23 protein-coding genes and 1 pseudogene are annotated in these 23,273 nt (G+C 37.1%); 10 read left to right on the top strand and 14 right to left on the bottom strand.

The genetic code is table 11. The features are described from left to right. Positions 1-91 precede the first annotated feature (91 nt). Both K2F26_RS08930 and K2F26_RS08925 read right to left on the bottom strand, forming a co-directional pair. Positions 92-1,125: pseudogene (locus K2F26_RS08930) on the bottom strand (IS630 family transposase); the annotation flags it as partial. Positions 1,126-1,377: 252 nt separating this feature from the next. Beyond that, complete coding sequence (locus K2F26_RS08925; protein WP_220611178.1) at positions 1,378-2,475, bottom strand: Gfo/Idh/MocA family protein; 1,098 nt, start codon at positions 2,473-2,475, stop codon at positions 1,378-1,380. Between the two features lie 109 nt (positions 2,476-2,584). On the opposite strand from K2F26_RS08925, the gene K2F26_RS08920 reads away from it, so the two are divergent. Next, the gene (locus K2F26_RS08920) at positions 2,585-2,818 is read left to right on the top strand and encodes a DUF6737 family protein (protein ID WP_220611177.1); all 234 of its coding nucleotides are present in this window, start codon (positions 2,585-2,587) and stop codon (positions 2,816-2,818) included. Between the two features lie 57 nt (positions 2,819-2,875). Here the strand turns inward: K2F26_RS08920 and K2F26_RS08915 are convergent, their stop codons facing one another. Next, positions 2,876-3,463 carry a thioredoxin family protein gene (locus K2F26_RS08915; protein WP_220611176.1) on the bottom strand — a complete coding sequence of 196 codons (588 nt, stop codon included), beginning with the start codon at positions 3,461-3,463 and terminating at the stop codon, positions 2,876-2,878. 66 nt (positions 3,464-3,529) lie between these two features. Between K2F26_RS08915 and K2F26_RS08910 the strand changes: the two genes are divergently transcribed. Both K2F26_RS08910 and K2F26_RS08905 read left to right on the top strand, forming a co-directional pair. Then, on the top strand, positions 3,530-3,934 hold the full coding sequence (locus K2F26_RS08910) for an NIL domain-containing protein (protein ID WP_187040873.1): 405 nt from the start codon (positions 3,530-3,532) through the stop codon (positions 3,932-3,934). Between the two features lie 146 nt (positions 3,935-4,080). Further along, positions 4,081-5,061 carry a CHAD domain-containing protein gene (locus tag K2F26_RS08905; protein WP_220611175.1) on the top strand — a complete coding sequence of 327 codons (981 nt, stop codon included), beginning with the start codon at positions 4,081-4,083 and terminating at the stop codon, positions 5,059-5,061. A 45-nt stretch (positions 5,062-5,106) separates the two neighbouring features. Here K2F26_RS08905 and K2F26_RS08900 read toward each other — a convergent pair whose 3' ends face one another. Continuing rightward, the gene (locus K2F26_RS08900) at positions 5,107-6,102 is read right to left on the bottom strand and encodes an N-acetylmuramoyl-L-alanine amidase (protein ID WP_220611174.1); all 996 of its coding nucleotides are present in this window, start codon (positions 6,100-6,102) and stop codon (positions 5,107-5,109) included. Between the two features lie 315 nt (positions 6,103-6,417). On the opposite strand from K2F26_RS08900, the gene bchH reads away from it, so the two are divergent. Further along, positions 6,418-10,197, top strand: coding sequence for a magnesium chelatase subunit H (gene bchH, locus K2F26_RS08895; RefSeq protein WP_220611173.1), 3,780 nt, complete (start codon positions 6,418-6,420; stop codon positions 10,195-10,197). A gap of 84 nt (positions 10,198-10,281) precedes the next feature. Here the strand turns inward: bchH and K2F26_RS08890 are convergent, their stop codons facing one another. From K2F26_RS08890 to K2F26_RS08880, 3 genes are all read right to left on the bottom strand, one after another. Next, entirely contained in the window at positions 10,282-10,845 is a 564-nt protein-coding gene (locus K2F26_RS08890) for a Uma2 family endonuclease (RefSeq protein ID WP_220611172.1), read from the bottom strand. A gap of 118 nt (positions 10,846-10,963) precedes the next feature. Then, on the bottom strand, positions 10,964-11,374 hold the full coding sequence (locus K2F26_RS08885) for a type II toxin-antitoxin system death-on-curing family toxin (RefSeq protein ID WP_220611171.1): 411 nt from the start codon (positions 11,372-11,374) through the stop codon (positions 10,964-10,966). Continuing rightward, on the bottom strand, positions 11,352-11,987 hold the full coding sequence (locus K2F26_RS08880) for a hypothetical protein (RefSeq protein ID WP_220611170.1): 636 nt from the start codon (positions 11,985-11,987) through the stop codon (positions 11,352-11,354). Before K2F26_RS08880 ends, K2F26_RS08885 begins: the two co-directional genes overlap by 23 nt. Positions 11,988-12,142: 155 nt before the next feature. Here K2F26_RS08880 and K2F26_RS08875 point away from each other — a divergent pair, with 155 nt between their 5' ends. Both K2F26_RS08875 and K2F26_RS08870 read left to right on the top strand, forming a co-directional pair. Then, positions 12,143-12,703: a Uma2 family endonuclease gene (locus K2F26_RS08875; protein WP_220611169.1), complete on the top strand. Its 561-nt coding sequence runs from the start codon at positions 12,143-12,145 to the stop codon at positions 12,701-12,703. Between the two features lie 191 nt (positions 12,704-12,894). Beyond that, positions 12,895-13,422, top strand: a complete 528-nt coding sequence (locus K2F26_RS08870) for a cytochrome b (RefSeq protein ID WP_246605561.1) — start codon at positions 12,895-12,897, stop codon at positions 13,420-13,422. 106 nt (positions 13,423-13,528) lie between these two features. Here K2F26_RS08870 and K2F26_RS08865 read toward each other — a convergent pair whose 3' ends face one another. Continuing rightward, on the bottom strand, positions 13,529-13,822 hold the full coding sequence (locus K2F26_RS08865; RefSeq protein WP_194052940.1) for a hypothetical protein: 294 nt from the start codon (positions 13,820-13,822) through the stop codon (positions 13,529-13,531). A 213-nt stretch (positions 13,823-14,035) separates the two neighbouring features. After that, on the bottom strand, positions 14,036-14,854 hold the full coding sequence (locus tag K2F26_RS08860; RefSeq protein ID WP_220611167.1) for a SirB1 family protein: 819 nt from the start codon (positions 14,852-14,854) through the stop codon (positions 14,036-14,038). Positions 14,855-15,020: 166 nt separating this feature from the next. Between K2F26_RS08860 and K2F26_RS08855 the strand changes: the two genes are divergently transcribed. Next, complete coding sequence (locus K2F26_RS08855; protein WP_220611166.1) at positions 15,021-15,275, top strand: TIGR03643 family protein; 255 nt, start codon at positions 15,021-15,023, stop codon at positions 15,273-15,275. Between the two features lie 137 nt (positions 15,276-15,412). Here the strand turns inward: K2F26_RS08855 and K2F26_RS24695 are convergent, their stop codons facing one another. Continuing rightward, complete coding sequence (locus K2F26_RS24695; RefSeq protein ID WP_228019690.1) at positions 15,413-15,559, bottom strand: hypothetical protein; 147 nt, start codon at positions 15,557-15,559, stop codon at positions 15,413-15,415. Between the two features lie 6 nt (positions 15,560-15,565). Then, entirely contained in the window at positions 15,566-15,751 is a 186-nt protein-coding gene (locus K2F26_RS24690; protein WP_246605560.1) for a hypothetical protein, read from the bottom strand. Positions 15,752-16,161: 410 nt separating this feature from the next. Here K2F26_RS24690 and atpD point away from each other — a divergent pair, with 410 nt between their 5' ends. The 3 genes from atpD to K2F26_RS08835 all read left to right on the top strand — a co-directional run bounded on the left by atpD (position 16,162) and on the right by K2F26_RS08835 (position 19,071). Continuing rightward, positions 16,162-17,610 (top strand): F0F1 ATP synthase subunit beta, encoded by a 1,449-nt coding sequence (gene atpD, locus K2F26_RS08845; protein WP_220611165.1) that lies wholly within the window; start codon positions 16,162-16,164, stop codon positions 17,608-17,610. A 174-nt stretch (positions 17,611-17,784) separates the two neighbouring features. After that, a complete protein-coding gene (gene atpC, locus K2F26_RS08840; protein WP_220611164.1) occupies positions 17,785-18,198 on the top strand; it encodes an ATP synthase F1 subunit epsilon in 414 nt (137 codons plus the stop codon). A 255-nt stretch (positions 18,199-18,453) separates the two neighbouring features. Further along, positions 18,454-19,071, top strand: coding sequence for a hypothetical protein (locus K2F26_RS08835; protein WP_220611163.1), 618 nt, complete (start codon positions 18,454-18,456; stop codon positions 19,069-19,071). Between the two features lie 221 nt (positions 19,072-19,292). Here K2F26_RS08835 and K2F26_RS08830 read toward each other — a convergent pair whose 3' ends face one another. From K2F26_RS08830 to gap, 3 genes are all read right to left on the bottom strand, one after another. Next, on the bottom strand, positions 19,293-20,297 hold the full coding sequence (locus tag K2F26_RS08830; protein ID WP_220611162.1) for a transaldolase: 1,005 nt from the start codon (positions 20,295-20,297) through the stop codon (positions 19,293-19,295). Positions 20,298-20,569: 272 nt separating this feature from the next. Further along, entirely contained in the window at positions 20,570-22,000 is a 1,431-nt protein-coding gene (pyk, locus tag K2F26_RS08825) for a pyruvate kinase (RefSeq protein WP_220611830.1), read from the bottom strand. Positions 22,001-22,128: 128 nt separating this feature from the next. Beyond that, a complete protein-coding gene (gap, locus tag K2F26_RS08820) occupies positions 22,129-23,142 on the bottom strand; it encodes a type I glyceraldehyde-3-phosphate dehydrogenase (RefSeq protein ID WP_220611161.1) in 1,014 nt (337 codons plus the stop codon). Positions 23,143-23,273 lie beyond the last annotated feature (131 nt).

The raw sequence follows: 23,273 nt of genomic DNA, 5'->3' as shown, positions 1-23,273 counted from the left end.
GATTGGGTAATCAATTTTATGTTTCCCAATTATTACCTATTCCCCATTCCCACAAAAAGATTTTCTCAGCAAATCCTAAGTAATTATAGGACTAATATTTGATTTTTGAAAAAGCTCCGTACATCTGAAGGGTGGGAAAATCAAAGGTAGTGTGTTGGATAAACCATTCAAACATCCATTTCAAATGAGAGAATGTTGGTATCAAAGCACAAAAACGGCGCACCCATGTTTTAGCTTGCAACCAAATATCTTTAATGGGATTTTGTATTGGACAATTGGGAGCAAAACAAACGCATTGTATTTTCCATTGGTCACTTGAAAGTCCTTGATTAATTTCGTCTAAAAAATCTCTAATTTCTTGAGAACGATGGTAACTAGCACCATCCCAAAGAATTAGTAATCGTTGCGCAGGAGACTGTTTGAGTAAATAAAGTAAATAATCAATTGTATTTGTTGAATTACCTTTATCGTAACTTTTAAGTATTAATTCTCCTTCGAGATAGTCAATTGCTCCATAATATGTCTGTTTTTTTCGCTCATTGACCACTGGAACTGCTATTTCTTGGTCTGTTTTGCCCCATACATAGCCACTTAAGTCTCCCCACATTAAATGACACTCATCAATTAGTAAAGCTCTCAATTTACCTGTTTCAAGTTCCCTACGGTTGTTTTCCAACAGTGTTTCAATCTCTTTTTTTTTACCGCTACAGCATCTGGGTCAGTTTTAGGGTTTGACTTAGTAGTTTTTTTCCAACTTATTCCTGCTGCTTTAAACAAATCGTAATAACTTTTTTTGGTCTCGTAAACTACATCATATTCAAATGCTAGTTTATACTCTAACTCTCCTATTTCCCCATAATCCTTTGTCTGAAGCCAACGTAATACCTCCTGTTTCTGTTCGGTATTCAAATAGCTTTTTCTTCCTTTGTATTTTAGTTTTAACCCATCAATTCCATTTTCCTCATAGACTTGTTTCCAACCTGTTATTGAACCTAGTGACACCCCTAGAATTGTTTGAATTTCCTCATATAAGTAACCTTGATAAACCAGTTTGATTGCTAATCCTTTACTCACCTCGCGGGCATTTGCATTTTGAGCTATAAACTCCTGTAGTTCGGCGATGACTTCACCCACCACTGGCATCCCCTTTTCTAAATACTGCTTTATCATTGTTTTCCTTTAGACTTGCACACCCTCTCCGTATTATCTCTTAGTTTCTTTCAAAAATCAAATACTATTCCTATATCATCTGAATTTCATCTATTATTATTTTCGTAGTCAGGACTTCAGTCCTCCAAGGAGGAATAAATTCATCACTACAATCAGTAGTGAGGACTTCAGTCCTTAAATGAGGAATAAATTCCTCACTACAGTCAGTTATTCAGCTAAAAACTCTCCTAAATTTGGCACATCTACCCACATTCTAGAATCATGTGATTGATGAGATAAATCCATCAATAATTGAGAATAAACCCCTTCTTTTAAAGATGGTATAATCTCCTTTTGAGTTTCAATTCCTGTCACCCATTGATCTACAACTCTTAAAAATGCACAAGTTCTACCATCAGCATAATGTTGAGGAAATAATAATTGTTTAGGAATTTCCATTTCTGTTAAACTTCCCCCAACTTGAGAAACCCAAACTTTAAACCCGTGAATATAATCTTTTTGTTCTTCACTTCCTAAAACTAATGTTCCTTTATCTCCATAAACTTCTATCCAATGGGGTCGGGGTGCATGAACCACTGCACTAATAGCAATTTGACATGGTGTACCATTTGCTAATTCCAAAGATATCAAACAATTATCATCTGTATTTACTGCTTTTAATTCCCCATTTTCATAATCAATTCTTTGGGAAATAGCTGTATTGAAATAAGCATTTAATTTGTTAACTGGTCCAAATAACCAGTTAATATAATCAAAAGCATGAGAACCTAAAGAACCCAATACCCCACCACCTTGATCTTTGCGAGAATACCAATTATAAGGACGGGATGTATCAGCACGAGAAGAACCTAACCAATCAATTTTAATTAACCGAATATTCCCCACATAATTTGTATTTAACAACTGCTGAAAATATTGCCATGCAGGAACAAAGCGAAATTCAAAATCTACAGTTGCAATTACATTTTTAGCTTTTGCTAATTGATATAATTCTTTAGCTTCGTTTGCATTTAAAGTTACAGGTTTTTCTAATAACAGATGTTTACCAACTTCTAATACCTGTTTCCCCATTTCATAATGTAAAAATGGCGGTGTGGAAATACTCACAGCGTCTACTTCTGGTAAATTGATAATTTCAGTGAAGTTATCACTAAAATGAGGAATATTATTATTTTGTGCAATGATTTTTGCTTTGTTGATATCTCGATGATAAACCGCAGTTATTTGGGTTTTGTGATGTGCTTGAAATGCGGGAATATGTACTTTTTGACCGAAACCAGTACCTACAATTGCAACCCCAATCATATTGTATCTTTGATTTATTTGCTAAATTTACCTTTTAGTATTATACTAAATATTGATACTATTAATTGTTTTCAATAAAATCCAATTTCTTATCTATGGATTTACTAGGATGAATGAAAAACAAATTATCAATCCTTGGAATTATAAACCTTGGTGGTGTCAACCTTGGTCAATTATCTTCACAGGTATCACATTAATTAGCGGTAGTTGGTTAATATTCAAACTTATATGGTTGACAATTCTCGTTGCTATCTCTGTATTAACTTGGATGGGTTTCTTTTTATTAATCTGGCCAAAGTTAATGGTTGAAAGCGGCATTTTAGACCAAAAAAGTAATGAGTAATAAGTAATTATCAATTACCAATTACCCATTATCAATTACCTATTACCCAGTCCCCTGTCACCCTCCATGACTGCGGGGATCATCTTGACTATTTGTTGATACTGGGGCGGAAAATTTGGAAGTTTTACCACTCATTTGCGCGTAGGGAAGAGGAGAACCTGCCACCAAAGCTTCTAAGTTGCTGGCCATGATGGAACGTGGTATGTCACCAATAGCTTCGGCTATACCTTCTCCTTGTTTACCCAAAAATACAAAGTGAGGAATACCATCAACTCGATATTTGAGCATTTCTGGCAACCATTTGTTATTATCTACATTCAGCATGACAAAGTTTAATTTGTCAGCATATTGTTGTTTGAGTTCGGCTATATCGGGTGCCATTTTTTGGCAGACTGTACACCAATCAGCATAAAATTCTACTAAACTGGGTTTATTATTGCTAACTGCCACTTCTAAGGGTGTGGATGCTGCATCTAGTTCGGTGAGGGAAACTGAGGTTGTCTGGGTTCGCAGTCCCAGAAATAGCGCAGCACTCAGGGCGATCGCTACAATAACAATGAGGAAGTTTCTCATACGTCCCCCAAGGCTAGATCCAGTTGTGGTGGGAGTATTAACAGCAGTCTTGATGGGTGCATCTGTACTCATAATTTATTTATTAAGACTTATTAAGCAGTTTCATCATCTAGTTTAGCAAAACCCAGTTTTTTACCCATGAAAAAACGAGTCACCTTGACTTTTCCTAAACGTGCTATTCAAATGCCTGTAACTTACCGACTGGCAAAAGATTTTAACGTTGCTGCTAATATTATCCGCGCTCAGGTAGCCCCGAATCAAATTGGTAAACTGGTAGTGGAATTATTGGGGGATATTGATCAAGTAGATGCAGCTATTGAATGGATGCGATCGCAACACATCAGTGTTTCCCATAATTTAGGTGAAATTGTCATTGATGATGATCTATGCGTTGACTGTGGTTTGTGTACTGGAGTTTGTCCAACGGAAGCTCTTTCTCTCAACCCAGATACATATCAACTGACATTTACGCGATCGCGTTGTATTGTCTGTGAACAATGTATTCCCACTTGTCCGGTACAGGCTATTTCTACCAATCTTTAAAATCTTTAAAAATGAGATTATCTGAATCATTACATATCAAATAACTAGCAGCCAATGTTGTTAAAAAGTCTATAAAATAATAGATTTCAATTTTTCGCTACTGCTATCATGCAAAAATATGATGAGATAGTGAATTGATATAACCTATGAACTTAGCCACAACACCCACAGTCAAAAGTCTAGGAGATTGTGCATATCAAGCAATCGAAAAACACTTTCACAAAACCATAAAATGGGAAAAATCAGTTAAAAAAGACGAAGATACAGAAGCACTACACCAAATGCGTGTGGGAATGCGTCGTTTACGTACAGCAGTTAGTCGTTTTGAGCTATGTTTAAATTTACCCAAATCAGCCAGCGATCAAAATATTGGTAAAATTGCCAGGATACTAGGAAATCTCCGAGATTTGGATGTCTTAAAAGAGATACTGGAAAATCATTATAAACCACATTTACTTCCCAAGGAACAAGCATCTTTAGAGATAGCTTTTTCCACTTTAGCCAAACAACGGGAAGTGGCATTTTCCCAGGTGCAAAAAATATTGAAAGATGAAACTTATAAATCTTTGAAAAATCATCTTCATCAATGGTTAGAAAAACCTAGTTATCACCCATTAGCATCTTTACCTATTCACCAAGTCCTACCAGATTTACTGTTACCCGAAGTCAGTAAATTATTATTGCATCCAGGGTGGATGATTGGTACTCAAGTTGTAAACTCAGAAGTAGTTGTACAAAGCAACTGGACACCGGAAGAGTTAGAAAAAAATCTGAAAAATCAAGGGAAAATTCTTCATGATTTGCGAAAACAAGCTAAAAGAGTTCGCTATCAAATGGAATTATTTACTGACCTGTACGGTGAAGCTTTTTCCACACATATTTCACAGGTAAAAAGTATTCAAGAAATTTTGGGAATGCTGCAAGATAGCATAGTTTTAAATGAGTGGCTGGAAAATATCTTTAAGTCAGAAATTAACGAGCAAATAAGTGGTCTAATAACTTTATTAGCAGCCAATCGTTACCAATTATGGCAGCAGTGGCAACCACTACAAGAGCAATATTTAAAAGTAGAAACGAGACAGAATTTATATTTAACAATATTGCCATCTTTATCAATTGATAATTGATAATTCATAATTGTCAATTATCAATTATCAATTATCAATTGTTCATTAACCTATTAATTTCTGCCAAGTTGCAGAACCAACAATGCCATCAGCAGTTAAACCATTTTGCTGTTGAAATCTCTTAATTGCCGCTTCTGTATTGCGACCATAAATACCATCTGCAACAGTACCTACACGATGTTGTATATATCTCATTACTGCTCCTGTGGTTTGATTTCCTTGCACTAATCGTTTTGATAATATCTGATTAATGGCATTCCATGTAGTGCTAGTTGCCATTCCACTGGGAATAATTCCCACAATTCTTTGAAACTTCTCTACAGCAGAAGTTGTGGATGGTCCGATGATATTATCCTCGACTAAACGCCTATTATTTCTATCAGTTATTTGTAGTCGATTTAAAGCTTGTTGCAATCTGAGAACAGAAGTATCTGTATTTTGTTCCTCATCTCGCACTATGTTTACAGGTTCTCGAACTGTGTTAACAGGGTTTGATACTGGGTTTGATACTGGGTTTGATGCTGGTGATACTACTTTACCAGTTAACCCTGTAACAATAGCATTGGCCATTGCTTCCCCATCATAGAGTTGCATATCTTTGGCTGAATCTATGAAGCAACATTCTATGAGAATTCCCGGCATATTTGTATTTCTAAGCACATACAAATGAGAGCCGTTCTTGACACCGCGATTAAAAAATCCTAACTTGATAATTTCATCTAATACTGGTTTGGCAATTTTTCTCCCAGCATCACTCATGGCAAATACTTCTGATCCATTCGCTTGCCCATTAAAGGCATTAAAATGAATAGAAACAAAAACATCAACTTTGTTTCTATTAGCTATATCACAACGTCTACCCAGAGATTGACTGACTGAACTAGCACTATTTGGTGTACAAGATATTGCTTCATGTCCTAAGCTTTTTAACTTAGCTATAACTTTATTTCCCACCTCCATAGTTAAGTTATCTTCAATTTTAATTCCTCTAGCTCCCGTATCTGGAGGACAATTATGCCCCATATCAATTCCAAATTTCATGGTGTATCCTCAACGTACTTTCAAAAAAAAGATTTAATTAAGAAAATGGGCTTGTTTGGGATTTTTTCTAGTCAAAAACCATAATCATGATATCACATATAATAATTGCTTAAAATTGGCAGCAACTAGATATTGATGTAATCACAATGTAACTGGTAAATTTCCAAATACAGGGAAGAAAGGAAATATATCTCACCTTCAGCCTCAATGGGCAAATGAGATATTGTACTCTTTAGGTAGATATTCCCCCATTAGCTGGCAACAATGTTTAAGATCAAAGTAGATAAAGATTTCCTAATTTTGTAATTGAGTAGCATGAAACGCATCGTCTTGATAGCTGGTTTTGAATCGTTTAACGCCGAACTGTACAGAAAAGCGGCTTTTTTGGCTAGTTCTGGGTGTCCTGAGTTAGATATTAGCGTTTTTAGCGATCGCAATATTACCACCAACCCGGACGAGGTACAAGCTGCACTTCAAGGGGCTGATGTTTTTTTTGGTAGTTTAATATTTGACTATGACCAAGTTTTATGGTTGCGAGAACATATTGCTAATATCCCCATCCGGCTTGTTTTTGAATCAGCACTAGAATTAATGAGTTTAACGAAAATAGGCGCGTTTTCTATCAGTGATAAACCTAAAGGAATGCCAAAACCTGTTAAATTCATCCTGGATAAATTCAGCAATGGTAAAGAAGAAGACAAACTCGCAGGTTATATTAGTTTCTTAAAAATTGGACCCAAACTATTAAAATTCGTACCAGTACAAAAAGTCCAAGACCTCCGCAACTGGCTCATTATCTACGGTTACTGGAACGCAGGAGGAACAGAAAATGTAGCATCTTTATTTTGGACACTTGCGGAAAAATACTTAGATTTAAGAGTCGGTGACATTCCTGCACCCATCGAAACCCCCAACATGGGTTTATTACATCCCGACTATCCAGGGTATTTTACATCACCAAAAGCATATTTGGAGTGGTATGAAAAAAGGAGTCAGGAGTCAGGAGTCAGGAGTCAGGAGGTGGGGGAAGTAGGGGAGATAACCCCCAGTCACCAGTCACCAGTCACCAGTCACCAGTCCCCAGTTATCGGAATTTTACTTTATAGAAAGCACGTCATTACAAAACAGAATTATATCCCCCAATTAATCAAAAAATTTGAAGATTCGGGTTTAATACCTTTACCAATTTTTATTAACGGAGTTGAAGGTCATGTTGCTGTTAGAGATTGGATGACAACAGACTATGAAACCCAAAAAAGACAACAGGGAAATATAGAAACACCCTCACTTTCAACAGAAGCAGTTAAAGTTGATGCGATTATTTCTACAATTGGTTTTCCTTTAGTTGGTGGTCCTGCGGGTTCAATGGAAGCAGGAAGACAAATAGAAGTCGCAAAACGCATTTTAACCGCTAAAAATATTCCCTATATTGTTGCAGCACCTTTGTTAATTCAAGATATCCATTCTTGGACTCGTCAAGGAATTGGCGGTTTACAAAGTGTGGTTTTATATGCACTTCCTGAATTAGATGGGGCAATTGATACAATTCCTTTAGGTGGTTTAGTTGGGGAAGATATTTATTTAGTTCCAGAAAGAGTGCAAAGGTTAATTGATAGAGTTAAAAATTGGGTTTCCTTACGTCAAAAATCAGCATCAGAACGAAAAATTGCCATTATTTTATATGGTTTTCCTCCTGGTTATGGTGCTGTAGGAACTGCGGCATTATTAAACGTTCCTCGCAGTTTAATTAAATTACTTCATGCACTTAAAGAACAAGGTTATAATGTTGGTGACATTCCTGAAGATGGAGAGGAATTAATTAAACAAGTAAAAGCAAAAGATGAAGAATTAGAAACCTGGGAAAAAGATAAACCCTTCCCCACAGATGCTAATACTGTTAATGCTAGAAAATTAGAAAAATGGTTAGGATATCTCCGCACTTCTAAAATTGAAAAACAATGGAAATCTTTAACAGGTGCAGGAATTAAAACCTATGGTGATGAATTACATATTGGTGGTGTGCAGTTAGGAAATGTTTGGATCGGAGTTCAGCCACCTTTAGGAATACAAGGTGATCCGATGCGGTTAATGTTTGAGCGAGATTTAACTCCCCATCCTCAATATGCTGCTTTTTATAAATGGTTACAAAATGAATTTCAAGCTGATGCGGTTGTTCATTTTGGAATGCACGGTACTGTGGAATGGTTGCCAGGTTCACCTTTAGGAAATACTGGTTATTCTTGGTCGGATATTTTGTTAGGAAATCTGCCTAATTTATATATCTATGCTGCTAATAATCCTTCTGAATCAATTTTAGCTAAACGTCGTGGTTATGGGGTTTTAATTTCTCATAATGTACCACCTTATGGTCGTGCGGGTTTATATAAGGAGTTGGTAAATTTACGGGATTTAATCGCAGAATATCGGGAAGATCCACAGAAAAATTATGTGCTAAAAGAAGGTATTTGTAAGAAGATTGTTGATACTGGTTTGGATGTTGATTGTCCTTTTGATGATGCGAAAAAATTGGGTATTTCTTTTAGTCCTGAAAATGTCAGGTTGTTTAGTGGTCACGCTTTTGATGATTATTTAATTAAGTTGTATGAGTATTTGCAGGTGTTGGAAAGTCGGTTGTTTTCTTCTGGTTTACATACTTTAGGTGAAGCACCAAATGAGGAGGAGTTAAAGGGTTATTTGGATGCTTTTTTTGGAAACGAACCACGAAGACACGAAGAACACGAAGGAAGAGAGGAAGAAGAGAGAAGAGAGGAAGAAAGAAGGAAGGAAGAAAGAGTAATTATTGGTTTGTTGAATCAATCTACTGATGAGTTAACGAATCTTTTGCGGGGTTTAAATGGTGAGTTTATTCCTCCTGCACCTGGGGGAGATTTGTTGAGGGATGGTGCGGGTGTGTTACCTACTGGAAGAAATATTCATGCTTTAGATCCCTATAGAATGCCTTCTCCTGCTGCTTATGAAAGAGGTAGGGAAATAGCTAAGAAAATTATTGATCAGCATTTAGCAGAACATCAGAAATATCCTGAAACTGTGGCGGTTTTATTGTGGGGTTTGGATGCGATTAAAACTAAGGGTGAATCTCTTGGTATTCTGTTAGAATTGGTGGGTGCTGAACCTGTTAAGGAGGGTACGGGAAGAATTGTTAGATATGATTTAAAACCTCTTTCTGATGTGGGACATCCGCGCATTGATGTGTTAGGAAATCTATCTGGTATTTTCCGTGATAGTTTTGTGAATATTATTGAATTATTGGATGATTTGTTTCTTCGTGCTGTGGAAGTTGATGAACCAGAGGAACAGAATTTTATTAGAAAACACGCTTTGGAATTAAAAGCCCAAGGTGTGGAAAATGCGTCTGCAAGGTTGTTTTCTAACCCCTCTGGTGATTTTGGTTCTTTGGTTAATGATAGAGTTGTAGATGGTAACTGGGATAGTGGTGATGAGTTGGGTAAAACTTGGGAAAGTCGCAATGTTTTTAGTTATGGAAGAAAGGATAAAGGACAAGCTAGACCGGAAGTTTTGCAAACTTTATTAAAAACGAGCGATCGCATTGTTCAAGAAATAGATTCTGTTGAATATGGTTTAACTGATATTCAAGAATATTACGCCAATACTGGAGGTTTGAAAAAAGCGGCTGAACAGCAAAGCGGTAAGAAAGTAACAGCTAGTTTTGTGGAAAGTTTTTCTAAAGATACCACTCCTAGAAATTTAGACGATTTATTAAGAATGGAGTACAGAACTAAATTATTAAATCCTAAATGGGCGGAAGCAATGGCTAACCAAGGTTCTGGTGGTGCTTTTGAAATTTCCCAACGCATGACAGCTTTAATAGGATGGGGTGGAACTGCTGATTTTCGTGATCATTGGGTTTATGAACAAGCTGCGGATACCTATGCTTTAGATGCAGAAATGGCGGAAAAATTACGCAAAGCAAACCCGGAAGCTTTTAGAAATATTGTTAGTAGAATGTTGGAAGCACACGGGCGCGGTTTGTGGAATGCTGATGGTAATAGGTTGGAAAAATTGCGTCAGTTGTATGAATTGAGTGATGAACAATTGGAAGGTGTGACAGTTTAGAAATTTACAGATGTAGGTTGGGTTAAGCAACGCGCAACCCAACCAAATGTTTTATCTAATAATCAGGTTGCTTTAATGTGGATTTCAAATTTGTAATTCAAACCCTGGTAAAACATCTTCCCCAGAAACTACAGCAGGAAGTTGGACAATTTCTACAGGTTTTCCAATTCTATAAATTTCTACTTCTTTATCTTGGGGGTTAATTAACCAACCCAAACACAAACCATTATCTATATATTCCTGCATCTTTTCTTGCAGGGTTTTAAGTCTATCGGTTTCTGATCTCAGTTCAATGATAAAGTCTGGTGTAAGTGGGGGAAATTTCTTTCGTTCTTCTTCTGTTAATGCTTCCCAGCGTTCTAATTTTATCCAAGCAACATCAGGTGAACGTTTTGCACCATTGGGAAGTCGGAATATTGTTGAAGAACTAAATACTATTCCTAGTTTTGTTTGGTAATTCCACAGACTGACTTTAAAATTTAAGTCGGCTTCACTACGGCCGCTTTCTCCTCCTACTGGTGGCACAATAATTAACTCTCCCTCTGCATTTAGTTCTAAGCTTACATCTTTATTGGCCATACAGAGTTGGTAAAATTGTTCATCTGTAAGGCGAATAATTGGATCTAGGTTTAAGGTGACTGTGTTCATTTAACTACTCTTAGCCTTTAAGTAATATGTTTTTTTTTGATGTAAAAACCTCAAGTAGATTTTTTCCGTTCTAATTTTCAAAGGTTATGGGTATTACAATCTTATCAAGAATCATCTTTTAAAATAATTCTATAATACAATCTCTCAATATTTCTATCAAATCTTCCTTACTCACTTTATTATCAGCAACCTGCATTGTTAATTGATATGCTTCCTCTGGTATTAGATTCAATTCATAATCATTCAAATTCAAAAACGTCACCATCACATCAAAAGCAGTACGTTTATTACCATCTATAAAAGCATGATTTTTACAAATGTGAAATAAATAAGCTGCTGCTTGTTCATAAATTGTCTGATGTAAAAATTCACCTCCAAAACTTGCTTGAGGTTGGTAAATCGCAGAATCTAATAAACCTTCATCGCGGATACCTTCTGATCCACCATATAGGTTAATCTGCTTTTTATGTATACTTAATACATCTTCTTTATTAATGAATTTAGGATTATGCCAGTTTTCTATACACATAATCCCATTTTTTAGTAGATGCTAAAGAAATTAACATAGCTTCTGATTCTTGGGGTGTGATATCTCCTAAGTTAAAAGCATTAATTTCTTGTTCCGTGAATACATTTGTCCTTAAACAAGCCTTGATAAGTGATTGTAATAAGTGCTTTAAAGATTCAATCCAAATGTATATTTCAGATTCATACAGTTTTAAAAAAACCTTATCTAGAGTTTCTTTTTGACATTTATATTGATTATAAATTTCTACAAAACCTATAGTCATTTTTTTTAAAATTTCCCCATTTATGATTAGGGATGAATCAGAATCTATAATTTCTTTGTACATAAAATCCTGTCTTACATATAATAGTAAGTAATTAAAAAAGTGTTCACCATTGCTTGATTTTTCAAGAATTACCTGAGATAGTTTTCTTACTCTAATGAATTTTTCAATTAATTTTAACAATTTCTCCTGTAGTTGAATAACAGCTATTTCCTGAATATTAACCAACTCAAGTATTTCTGCCATTTTTTCATCTTGCGGGTTAGGATCATTTAAGCATCTTTCCAGAATTTCTATCCTTTCCTGGATGCTATCAATAATCTCTTGGGGAAATGTAAAGCTGTATACCATACTTTATGTACCTATCTGGTGACATTATGCGCTTTCCTAAAACTATTTTAACTGAAAAACACATAATCTTGAGTCCTAAAATCAGTATTTTTACAAAATTGGCAATAAATCTACTATAATAAAAGATAAAATTATGTAATAAACACATCAAATATATGATCGCAAATCACGATGTTTACATCACTCCTGAACAATATTTAGCACTGGAAGAAAAAAGCCCAGTCAAACATGAATACATCAACGGTTACATCTACGCAATGGCTGGTGCTTCAGATCCTCATGTTACTGTAACATTAAATAGTGCTTTTCTCATTCGTAATCACATTCGTGGTAGTGGATGTCGAGTTTTTGCAACTGACATGAAAACCAGAATAGAAACAATAAATCGTTTTTACTATCCTGATGTGATGGTTACTTGTGATGAAAGGGATAAAGCATTATCAAATTATAAAAAATTCCCCTGTTTAATAATTGAAATATTATCAGATTCCACAGAAGCATTTGATCGGGGTGATAAATTTAAAGACTATCAAAATATCGAAACTTTACAAGAATATGTGTTAATAGATGTCAAAAAACCTCAAGTAGATTGTTTCCGAAGGAATGATCAAGATTTATGGGTATTACAATCTTATACACAATCATCTTTTGAATTGCAAAGTCTTAATTTTCAGGGAAATATGGATGATTTATATGAATATGTAAGTTTTTTATAGTAGATACCTACCTAGCGATATTTTCCACTACCTTAAATCTACCTTAACCCAAAAACACAAGCGTATAACTTAAATCGTTGCTAAACTAAATTTACAAATTTTCACAATCATAGATAAAAACCAATCATTAATATATGAATTCTATCAATACACCCTCTAAACCTAGACAAAATTCGGCATTTAAACACCTAATGTCTATCCATTGGTGGATGTCAATTGGTTATTTAATCCTATTTTTAACTGGCACAATTATGGCCAGGTTGCCAAGAGAGATTTTTATTCGCCCTTCTCTTTACGATTTTCATAAATCAATAGGTGCTTTAACAATGGCCATTCTCACATGGCGAATTTTAGTATTGTTGCGAGTTTGGTGGCGCAAATATACAAAAAAATTTCCTAAATTTACTCCCGAATGGTTGCAAACCGTCGCCCTTCATACCAGTTTATATATCTTTATGTGGGTTGTTCCCGTTACGGGTTTTTTACTTTCTAATTCTTTTAAAAGTAATAATGTTAAAGTTTTTGGTATTCTTTTACCTGATATGTTTCCCCAAAATTCAGCAATGGTGGAAATCGGTAGAAGTTTACATTTTTGGTTAGCTTACACATTTTTGGTTTTTATTATTTTACACTCAATTCAACAAAAAAAAGTAGTGCGATCGCTCTGGAAAAAATTTACCAAAACTATCACACCACCCAATAATTTATCCAGTAACTAATAACCCAGTATCAGTTATCAGTTATCACTGTTTCTTGTTCACTGACTCCTGACTCCTGACTCCTGACTCCTGACTCCTGACTCCTGACTCCTTACATCATTAGCATTTATTTTTCATGTTCCTGTTGATTATTATGTATCGTGTTATCTGCTTCCAATAACCTAGACATAAATACATCTGGTTTTCTACTCATCACAGATATCACTTTATCAATAGCAATGACTTCACTGATTTTCACCACCATTTCCCACAAAGTATCTTCTTCTGTCTCTTTGTTGTGAGTTCTGTGTTTAAACCACAATAAGTCATCTACAACCCCGATAATTGTTGCCAAATACCATTTATCTCTGATTAACAACCATATCTCTTTCTCTGTGTAGGTTTGCAGAATAGATTTCATGATGGTTTAGATAACAAAAACTTATTGCGCTACATAGTATGCTGATGGGAAAGAAAACGCAATAGTATATTTACTTATCTTTTTGTAGTAAAAATAACGCTTATTTGTTAACAAAACTTTGTATATTGTGAAACACCCACTTATCAGATTAAGGCCAGAAGTTGACAAAAATCCCATATTTATTCTTTGTTAAGAATTATCAACTGTCAACTATCAACTATCCAACTTACTTAGTAATTGCCGAATCACATTAGCATCTTCACCTTCGGGAACTTTAGTTAAATAAATTTGCAGATCCTCTACTGCTTGGGTAAAGTAACCAAGTTGATAATAAAGCAAACCTCTGTCTCTTAATTCTAAACTCACACCAGGAAACAACAACAAAATTCTTTCTACCACAGATAGGGTTTTTTCTAAATCTTGGCGATTTAAATAAATATACTTCAAATTTGTCAGCATCCTCGCTAAAAATTGCCGCTTACTAACCACAGCTAAAAATTCTGGTTGTAATGTAACCGATTGCTGATAAATTTGTGATAATCTTTCTTGGCAGTCTTGGGGAAACATCACCTCACCACCATTAAAAGCATCCACAAAAATCTCGATATCTGCAATATCTGGACGGATCAAAAAATGTCCTGGCATTCCTATGCCCACCATTGGGAAATCAATACGCTTTCCTACCTCCATGTAAACTAACGCTAAAGTAATAGGAATCCCGGTTCTGCGTTCTATGACATCATTAAAAAAACTATTACGCGGATCATAATAATCAATTTTATTACCTGTAAAACCCAACTTTTCGTATAAATACTGATTAATACTTTGAATCATCCGCAGCGGATAGCGGGAAGATGGTAAACGCTCCTCTAACTCTGTTGCCATTGTATCCAGCGCATTTAAGTATTCTTCTGGATCAAGATCGGGATATTCTTCCTGGGCGATATATAAAGCAGCCCTGGCCAGGTTGATAGACTCGCCAGGTTGCTGGATTTCTTGGTAAAAATATTGACGTGCTGACGAGAAGTTCATAAGCAATAGGCATGAGGCGACATACTCTTATTTTAAGGCAATTGAGGCAGTTGGGAGCCATCGGATCTCAAAATCGTATTTTTACCAGTTGTTTCATTACTTGATCATGTATGATCAACATATACCAAAATAAGATTTTTGTCTAGTTCTCCACATCTGTCAACTTATGAAATTACCTGACTTAGACCCTGAAACTATAGATCGTATTATCGAAATGGCCTGGGAAGATAGAACCCCATTTGAAGCAATAGAAACACAATTTGGACTTTTAGAAAAGCAGGTAATAGCCTTGATGAGAAGAGAAATGAAATCTTCTAGTTTCCAGATGTGGAGAGAAAGAGTTACTCAACGCAAAACCAAACATCTGCAAAAGCGAGATTTTATTGCAGGTAGGTTTAAATCCCAAAATCAGAAAACGTAAGTGAGTAATCAGTAATCAGCTATTATCTATAGGACTCCTATTTGATTTTTGAACAGAACTCAGTACATACTGAAAGCTTTCTTTCCTGTTCCCTGTTCCCTGTTCCCTGTTCCCTGCCTCCACGAACAATTCATGAATCAAATCGGATCACTATATAAAGAGACTGAGTGAAGTAACTCTAACTGAGTTTGTAAATCAGACCACATTTGATAAAAAGCACTCCATTCCACAAAATCAACTTCATCTCCTAATTTACCAGCTTTAAATTGTTGATAAAACTCCACAGATGATCATTGATAACGCTGCGCAAATACTTGCAAATCGCTTTCTAATTCTCTGATTTGCTGTTGAATATGTTCTCTTTCTTGATGAATAATCTTTCTGAGTGATGAAGCTAAAATATCACTATATCCTCCTTGTTGAGAAAGTGCTTCTAGGACTTTTAATTGATTGATTATTTCTGCTTGAGTTGTCATGATTACTTTTAATTCCTGATTACTGATTAATAAAACTTTACTAATTCTATAATACAGCACTTTGCACGTCTATCTAGTACAGTTCATATCCTATTTTCTAGCTTGATGTAATAATTCTGTCTTATGTTTTTGTACCTAAACGTTACGCAAAGTGCTGTAATATAATAATATATCAATTTAGCATTGTTTGTACCCGTACCTACATCGCAGACTTCTCTAATAAGCATGGAATATAATTTAGTATATTTTATCGTATGTTAGCATTTATTAGCATCTATCAGCATTTAGTTTTAATAATGAATTTAAGGAAAAGATGGGATCATTCAGTGCTAACCTAAAAGATGATATTGCTTGATCTTATGGTCTTTGAAGACCAACTCTGAAAAATAGCTTCATTCATTAGGCGCAGCATGGTCACCACCGCAGAAAAAACAAACATAGGTTACATTACCCAAGTAATTGGTCCGGTTGTAGACGTTAAGTTCCCCGGCGGTAAATTACCCCAAATCTACAACGCTTTGACCATCAAAGGCACTAACGAAGCTGGACAAGAAATCAGCCTCACCGTTGAAGTACAGCAGCTTTTAGGCGATAACCAAGTTAGAGCCGTTGCGATGAGCAGCACCGACGGTTTAACCCGTGGTTTAGAAGTTGTTGACACCGGCGCACCCATCAGCGTACCCGTAGGTAAAGCCACATTAGGACGTATTTTCAACGTTTTAGGCGAACCTGTAGACAACCAAGGTCCTGTAAACAACACCGAAACATTACCTATTCACCGCGAAGCTCCCAAACTCACAGACTTGGAAACCAAGCCTTCTGTGTTTGAAACCGGGATCAAGGTTGTGGACTTGTTAACTCCCTACCGTCGTGGTGGTAAAATCGGTCTGTTCGGCGGTGCTGGTGTTGGTAAAACCGTGATCATGATGGAATTGATCAACAACATCGCTACTCAACACGGTGGTGTGTCTGTATTCGCTGGTGTAGGTGAAAGAACCCGCGAAGGTAATGACCTCTACAACGAAATGATCGAATCTGGGGTTATTAACAAAGACAACCTCAACGAATCTAAAATTGCTCTCGTTTATGGTCAAATGAACGAACCACCCGGAGCGAGAATGCGGGTTGGTTTGTCTGGTTTGACAATGGCTGAATACTTCCGGGATGTGAACAAGCAAGACGTACTGTTGTTTGTTGACAACATTTTCCGCTTTGTACAAGCTGGTTCTGAAGTATCTGCGCTGTTGGGACGGATGCCTTCTGCGGTAGGATATCAGCCCACTCTCGGTACTGACGTAGGTGCGCTACAAGAGCGTATTACCTCTACAACCGAAGGTTCTATTACTTCTATTCAAGCTGTATATGTACCTGCGGACGACTTAACCGACCCCGCACCCGCTACAACCTTCGCTCACTTGGACGGTACAACAGTATTGTCTCGTGGTTTGGCAGCTAAGGGTATTTACCCTGCGGTAGATCCTCTGGGTTCTACTTCCACAATGTTGCAGCCCGGTATCGTAGGTAAAGAACACTATGATACCGCTCGTGCTGTTCAGTCTACCTTACAACGTTACAAAGAATTACAAGACATCATCGCTATCTTAGGTTTAGATGAATTGTCTGAAGAAGACCGTCTCACCGTAGCACGCGCTCGGAAGATTGAGCGTTTCTTGTCTCAGCCCTTCTTCGTAGCAGAAGTATTTACTGGTTCTCCTGGTAAGTATGTGAAATTGGAAGACACCATCAAAGGTTTCCAAAGAATTTTATCTGGTGAATTGGATGATCTGCCAGAGCAAGCTTTCTACTTGGTAGGTGATATCAACGAAGCGATCGCTAAAGCTCAAAAGCTCAAAGGTTAATAAAGGGAACAGGGAACAGGGAACAGGGAACAGAAGGCAAAAGGCAAGAGGCAAGAGGCAAAAGGCAAACGTGAATATTTTACCCATGCACTCTACCCCTTGCACCTCTGCTTTCTTCACTGTCACCTGTCACCTGTCAACTGTCACCTCATTACTAAGTAGAAACTAAAGAATATGACTCTGACCGTTCGTGTAATTTCCCCAGATAAAACTGTCTGGGATGCTCCTGCTGATGAAGTAATTTTACCTAGCACTACTGGTCAGTTGGGTGTTTTAAGTGGACACGCTCCCATGTTGACAGCATTGGATACAGGTGTAATGCGTGTTCGTGCTAGTAAAACTGCTAACTGGCAAGCGATCGCCCTTTTGGGTGGTTTTGCTGAAGTTGATGAAGATGAAGTTACCGTTCTTGTGAATGGTGCTGAACGTGGGGACGCTATTAATTTAGAAGAAGCCCGCACAGCTTTCAACCAAGCACAAACCAAATTAAACCAAGTTCCCGCAGGGGATAGACAAGCTCAAATTCAAGCTACACAAGCCTTTAAACGCGCTCGCGCTCGTTTTCAAGCTGCTGGCGGTGCGTTGTAAAGTTTGAATTATTCAATAATTTGATTTTGCATGGTGGTTTTTTCCATCATGCAAATTTTATATATTAGGGAACAGGGAACAGGGAATAGAAAAATTTGTTGTAGGGGTAGCGCCCCCGTGCCTACCCCTAAGCACATTTGGGGGCAACCACGGGGGGTTTGCCCCTACGTAATTGACATATTCTGTGACTTTTTATATAATTAATTAAATATAGTTGTCAAAATTATTTATTCAAAAATTTCTTCATTCAAAAATATGGGTTTATTCAAAAATATTCAGAAAACTGTAGGTAATGCAGGAAAAATACTCGAAAATATTTTACAATCATATATAGAATTTAATACCCCAGCCAAACAATTAATCTTAAAACCAAAAACTGTTACTTTTTTATGTCGTCAAGTTGAATCAAAAATAGAGCAAATTATTAGTTTAACACCTGGTGATACTCAAGGATTAATAGCGATAATTAAACAGGATAAAATAGAAGTAAAGTTGCATTTTAATCCCAAGTTAATCACTCTTAAAGAAGATTGTATTGAAGGAGAATTACAATTATTAAAACAACCAGATATTCAAAGTGATTCTTTAATTTATAAAACTTTAATTGGTGGCTGGAAAATTTTTCTGGGTGGACATATTCCTCAAAATATGTTACCTGAAAAGATTAAAGTTATGGGAGATAAAATTTATTATACATTACCACGTAATGAGGTTAAACTGTTAGAAGTTCTATTTAAAACTGTTACTCCTGGTTCAACATTATTCACTGATATGAAAGCAGGAGAATTGATTATTGAAAGTGCGATCGCTATCAATGGGAATGATGTTAATTTATCAGAATTGATCTCAATTTTAAAACTCAAATCTGAATGAATACTTACCTCAAAAGTTACTAATCATCGGCATACTAATAATCAATCAGTCGGGGATCTCAACGCCAACAAACAACGAAAAAATATCAATCATGTAAATCCTGAAATCCTGTAAATCCTGATTCAGACAATTAAAAAAATAAAAAAAACAAAAAAAACAGATCCCCGATTTCTTCAAGAAACCGGGGATCTAAATCACCTAAATCATCTAATAATTATCCCTTAACCAGCAGCTACCATTTCTTTTTCCAGACGTTCCAATCTTTCAGCCAATAATTGCTCTAAAGTAATTAAAGCCTTAGTGAAACCATCAATACCTTCAGAGAGTTTATCAGATGCCATGCGATCGCCAGCGTGCATCTTATCAAAAGTCGCTTTATCAACAGAGATTTTTTCAATAGATAAACCTGCAACCTTAGCAGGATCAAGTTTGCGGGGTAACTCACCCACAGTATTTTGCAACTCAGACAACAAACCAGGAGAAATAGTCAACAAATCACAACCAGCTAACTCTGTAATTTCCCCGATGTTACGGAAACTAGCACCCATAACTTCAGTCTTATAACCAAACTTTTTGTAGTAGTTATAAATCTTAGTTACAGACAATACACCAGGGTCTTCTGCTGAGGGGTAACTATCCCGTCCGGTATCTTTTTTGTACCAGTCAAGAATACGACCCACAAAAGGAGAAATCAGAGTGACACCAGCTTCAGCACAGGCGATCGCTTGATGTACACCAAACAACAAAGTTAAGTTACAGTGAATACCCTCTTTCTCCAAAATTTCCGCAGCCTTGATACCTTCCCAAGTAGCGGCAATTTTAATCAAAACCCGTTCCTTAGAAATACCCGCAGCTTTATATTGGGCAATCAAATCTCTGGCTTTAGCCACAGTGGCATCAGTATCATAGGATAAACGAGCATCTACTTCAGTAGACACCCGACCGGGGATAATTTGCAAAATCTTTAATCCAAAGGATACCGCCAAACGGTCAAAAGCCAAAGAAACTACCTCTCCTTGGGTAGCCTTAGCACCAGCATCTTTTTTTGCTTTAATTAAAGTTTGATCAACAATATCCTGATATTCCGGCATTTGTGCCGCCGCAGTAATCAAAGAAGGATTGGTAGTAGCGTCCTGGGGTTTAAACTTTTCAATTGCTTGGATGTCTCCAGTATCCGCCACAACAACGGTTACTTCCCGCAACTGTTCCAGTAAATTTTTAGCCATAACATACTCCGTAAATTTTTTTGGTGTAGGATTTACCAATCCCCAATTATTTAAACTCTTTGATCTTGCATAGGATTCTGATTTTGGCAACTTTTCTTAATAATTGCCTAACCTTACTTTACTAAATCATTCCTCTCAGGTGTGCAGTTGCCAACTTTTTTTGATTTATTAACCGCAAAGTACGCAAAGTACACAAAGGAAGAGAAGGAATGAAGTTGAGAATTTTTGAGCAGGAAGAGAAAAGTTCCAGCCTCAGCCCTATTTTAAACGTCTCAAGCTGTGATAGGCTGTCCAATAGAATGCACTTTGATTAAACTGGTTGTTCCTGACATACCAATTGGTACTCCAGAGGTAATTACAACTTTGTCACCTTTTTTCACGAAACCTTTTTCTACCACCGTGTTAACCACATTGGTAAACATCTCTTCTGCATGGTGAACAGGTTTGATTAATAAAGGTTCTACACCCCAAGATAAAGCCAACTGACGGTAAGCAATGGGTTCAGAGGTAAGGGTGATAATTGGAGTCAGGGGACGATATTTGGAAATTAATCTCGCCGTACTGCCAGAAGTGGTATTACAAAGAATCGCTTTAGCTCCCGTTTCATAGGCCATGCGACAAACCGCCTGGGCGACAGATTCCGTCACACTCAAACGCCCTGCTTCATGATTCCAACTATGTTTAGCTCCCTCTTGTAGAGCTTTTTCCGTTTGTAAGGCGATATTGTGCATTGTTTGTACCGCCGCAATGGGATATTCACCCACGGCAGTTTCTCCCGACAACATCACCGCATCCGTACCATCCAAAATGGAATTAGCCACATCCGTTGCTTCGGCGCGAGTGGGGTCAGGGGCGCTAATCATCGATTCTAACATCTGCGTAGCTGTAATTACTGGCTTACCCATCAAATTACAGAGACGAGTGATATCTTTTTGAATTAATGGCACTTGGTGAATAGGCATTTCTACTCCCAAATCACCACGGGCAATCATAATGGCATCAGCAACTTCTAGGATGTCATTTAACTGGGCGACAGCTTCCGGGCGTTCAATTTTGGCAATGAGGCGAATTTTAGAACCAGCAGCTTCAATCATGCGTTTTGCAGGTTCTAAGTCTGCGGGCGATCGCACAAAAGAAACCGCTACCCAGTCTACACCCAACTGAATGCCAAACCGTAAATCCTGCAAATCCTTTTCTGTAATCGAACTCACAGGTAAAGGAGTCGCAGGTAAATTTACACCCTTATGAGAAGAAATCAAACCCCCAATATCCACATGAGCGCGAATTTTATCAGCATCACGACTGGTTACAGTTAACTTCACCCGACCATCATTAATCAAAACCGGTTCACCAGGGCGGATCATTGCGAATAAAGTAGGTAGAGGCAGGGGAAGTTCATCAATATTTTCCCCCTTTTCCTGTAACAGAAAAGTCACCTCACTACCAGCTTCCAGCATCAAACCTTCCGGTGGTAACTTCCCCAAACGAATTTTCGGACCACACAAATCCTGCATAATCGCAACGGGTCTTTTTAACTCATCACTAATGCGTCGTAAATGATGAAAAGTTTGGGCGTGAGCTTCATAAGCACCATGAGAGAAATTCAACCTAGCCATATTCATTCCCGCTTCCACCAAAGCTTGCAGCTTTTCCGGTGCAGCAGTAGCAGGACCAACAGTACAGATAATCTTGGTTCGACGCATCATAAAAAGTAGGGGGTAACGGTCCAGGTAGTGCAACCTTGTTAAGCCCATACTGGGGATAATGGACAATTGACAATGGAAAATGGACAATTATCAATTGTCAATTGTCAATTGTCAATTATCAATTTTTACTTCTGTGTCATTGACAACATCAAATCAACAACACGGTTAGAGTAACCCCATTCGTTGTCATACCAGGAAACAACTTTAAAGAAGTTAGAATTTAATTCAATTCCTGCACCAGCATCAAAAATGCTAGAGTGGGCATCACCTTGAAAATCTGTAGAAACTACCTCTTCATCGGTATAACCCAAAATACCTGCTAACTCACCCTCAGCAGCTTGTTTCATTGCTGCACAAATTTCTTTGTAACTTGTAGATTTGACAGTTTTGAAAGTTAAATCAACTACCGAAACATCAGGGGTAGGAACTCTAAAAGCCATCCCTGTTAACTTGCCTTTCAACTCTGGTAAAACCAAAGCCACAGCTTTAGCTGCACCGGTGGAAGAAGGAATAATATTTTGAGCAGCACCTCTACCACCGCGCCAGTCTTTTTTACTTGGTCCATCTACTGTAGGTTGAGTAGCAGTCATCGCATGAACTGTAGTCATCAAACCTTCAGCCAAACCAAAGTTATCATTAATAACTTTAGCAATTGGCGCTAAACAATTTGTAGTACAACTAGCATTGGAAACAATTAAATCCTTTGCTGGATCATAAGATTGATGGTTTACACCCATCACCATTGTTTTCACTTTCTCTGGATCTTTTGTAGGTGCAGAAATCACAACTCTTTTTGCACCAGCTTTTAAGTGATTTTCCGCCCCAGCATAATCAGTAAAAAGTCCAGTAGATTCTACAACATAATCTACACCCAATTTACCCCAAGGCAATTCTGCGGGATTTCTAACAGAAACACAAGGAATAAAATGGCCATCAATTACCATGCCATCTTCCCTAGCTTCCACCTTACTTTTTAACTTACCGTGTGTAGAGTCGTACTTTAAAAGATAAGCCAAATTATCCGGTGGTACTAAATCATTAATCCCCACAAATTCAATGTTAGGATTATTAATACCCGCACGGAGTACCAGACGACCGATCCGCCCAAAACCGTTAATAGCGACTTTCAACTTAGCCAAAATTTAACCTCCTGTTTGTAGAGATTTAACCAGAGAAAATTGGCCAGATTAATTCTACTCTGACTCAACTGATTCTTACAGTTAAAAAAGTCATAAAGCTGATTTATTTGGTATATTTTAATGTTTGGTAA

This window comes from Sphaerospermopsis torques-reginae ITEP-024, assembly GCF_019598945.1.
In the GTDB taxonomy this organism is placed as follows: Bacteria; Cyanobacteriota; Cyanobacteriia; order Cyanobacteriales; family Nostocaceae; genus Sphaerospermopsis.
The sequence above is the reverse complement of the archived record's forward strand: the minus strand, read 5'-3'. Positions and strand labels throughout refer to the sequence as shown.

Bases quoted from the DNA above. Each gene is read 5' to 3' on its own strand.
- K2F26_RS08830 (WP_220611162.1), bottom strand. From the start codon at position 20,297: ATGGCTAAAAATTTACTGGAACAGTTGCGGGAAGTAACCGTTGTTGTG.
- K2F26_RS08920 (WP_220611177.1), top strand. From the start codon at position 2,585: ATGAATGAAAAACAAATTATCAATCCTTGGAATTATAAACCTTGGTGG.
- K2F26_RS08835 (WP_220611163.1), top strand. From the start codon at position 18,454: ATGGGTTTATTCAAAAATATTCAGAAAACTGTAGGTAATGCAGGAAAA.
- atpD (WP_220611165.1), top strand. From the start codon at position 16,162: ATGGTCACCACCGCAGAAAAAACAAACATAGGTTACATTACCCAAGTA.
- K2F26_RS08870 (WP_246605561.1), top strand. From the start codon at position 12,895: ATGTCTATCCATTGGTGGATGTCAATTGGTTATTTAATCCTATTTTTA.
- pyk (WP_220611830.1), bottom strand. From the start codon at position 22,000: ATGCGTCGAACCAAGATTATCTGTACTGTTGGTCCTGCTACTGCTGCA.
- K2F26_RS08890 (WP_220611172.1), bottom strand. From the start codon at position 10,845: ATGAACACAGTCACCTTAAACCTAGATCCAATTATTCGCCTTACAGAT.
- K2F26_RS08860 (WP_220611167.1), bottom strand. From the start codon at position 14,854: ATGAACTTCTCGTCAGCACGTCAATATTTTTACCAAGAAATCCAGCAA.
- K2F26_RS24690 (WP_246605560.1), bottom strand. From the start codon at position 15,751: ATGACAACTCAAGCAGAAATAATCAATCAATTAAAAGTCCTAGAAGCA.
- K2F26_RS08925 (WP_220611178.1), bottom strand. From the start codon at position 2,475: ATGATTGGGGTTGCAATTGTAGGTACTGGTTTCGGTCAAAAAGTACAT.
- K2F26_RS08880 (WP_220611170.1), bottom strand. From the start codon at position 11,987: ATGGTATACAGCTTTACATTTCCCCAAGAGATTATTGATAGCATCCAG.
- K2F26_RS08910 (WP_187040873.1), top strand. From the start codon at position 3,530: ATGAAAAAACGAGTCACCTTGACTTTTCCTAAACGTGCTATTCAAATG.
- K2F26_RS08905 (WP_220611175.1), top strand. From the start codon at position 4,081: ATGAACTTAGCCACAACACCCACAGTCAAAAGTCTAGGAGATTGTGCA.
- K2F26_RS08855 (WP_220611166.1), top strand. From the start codon at position 15,021: ATGAAATTACCTGACTTAGACCCTGAAACTATAGATCGTATTATCGAA.
- bchH (WP_220611173.1), top strand. From the start codon at position 6,418: ATGAAACGCATCGTCTTGATAGCTGGTTTTGAATCGTTTAACGCCGAA.
- K2F26_RS08865 (WP_194052940.1), bottom strand. From the start codon at position 13,822: ATGAAATCTATTCTGCAAACCTACACAGAGAAAGAGATATGGTTGTTA.
- K2F26_RS08900 (WP_220611174.1), bottom strand. From the start codon at position 6,102: ATGAAATTTGGAATTGATATGGGGCATAATTGTCCTCCAGATACGGGA.
- atpC (WP_220611164.1), top strand. From the start codon at position 17,785: ATGACTCTGACCGTTCGTGTAATTTCCCCAGATAAAACTGTCTGGGAT.
- K2F26_RS08885 (WP_220611171.1), bottom strand. From the start codon at position 11,374: ATGTGTATAGAAAACTGGCATAATCCTAAATTCATTAATAAAGAAGAT.
- K2F26_RS08915 (WP_220611176.1), bottom strand. From the start codon at position 3,463: ATGAGTACAGATGCACCCATCAAGACTGCTGTTAATACTCCCACCACA.
- K2F26_RS08875 (WP_220611169.1), top strand. From the start codon at position 12,143: ATGATCGCAAATCACGATGTTTACATCACTCCTGAACAATATTTAGCA.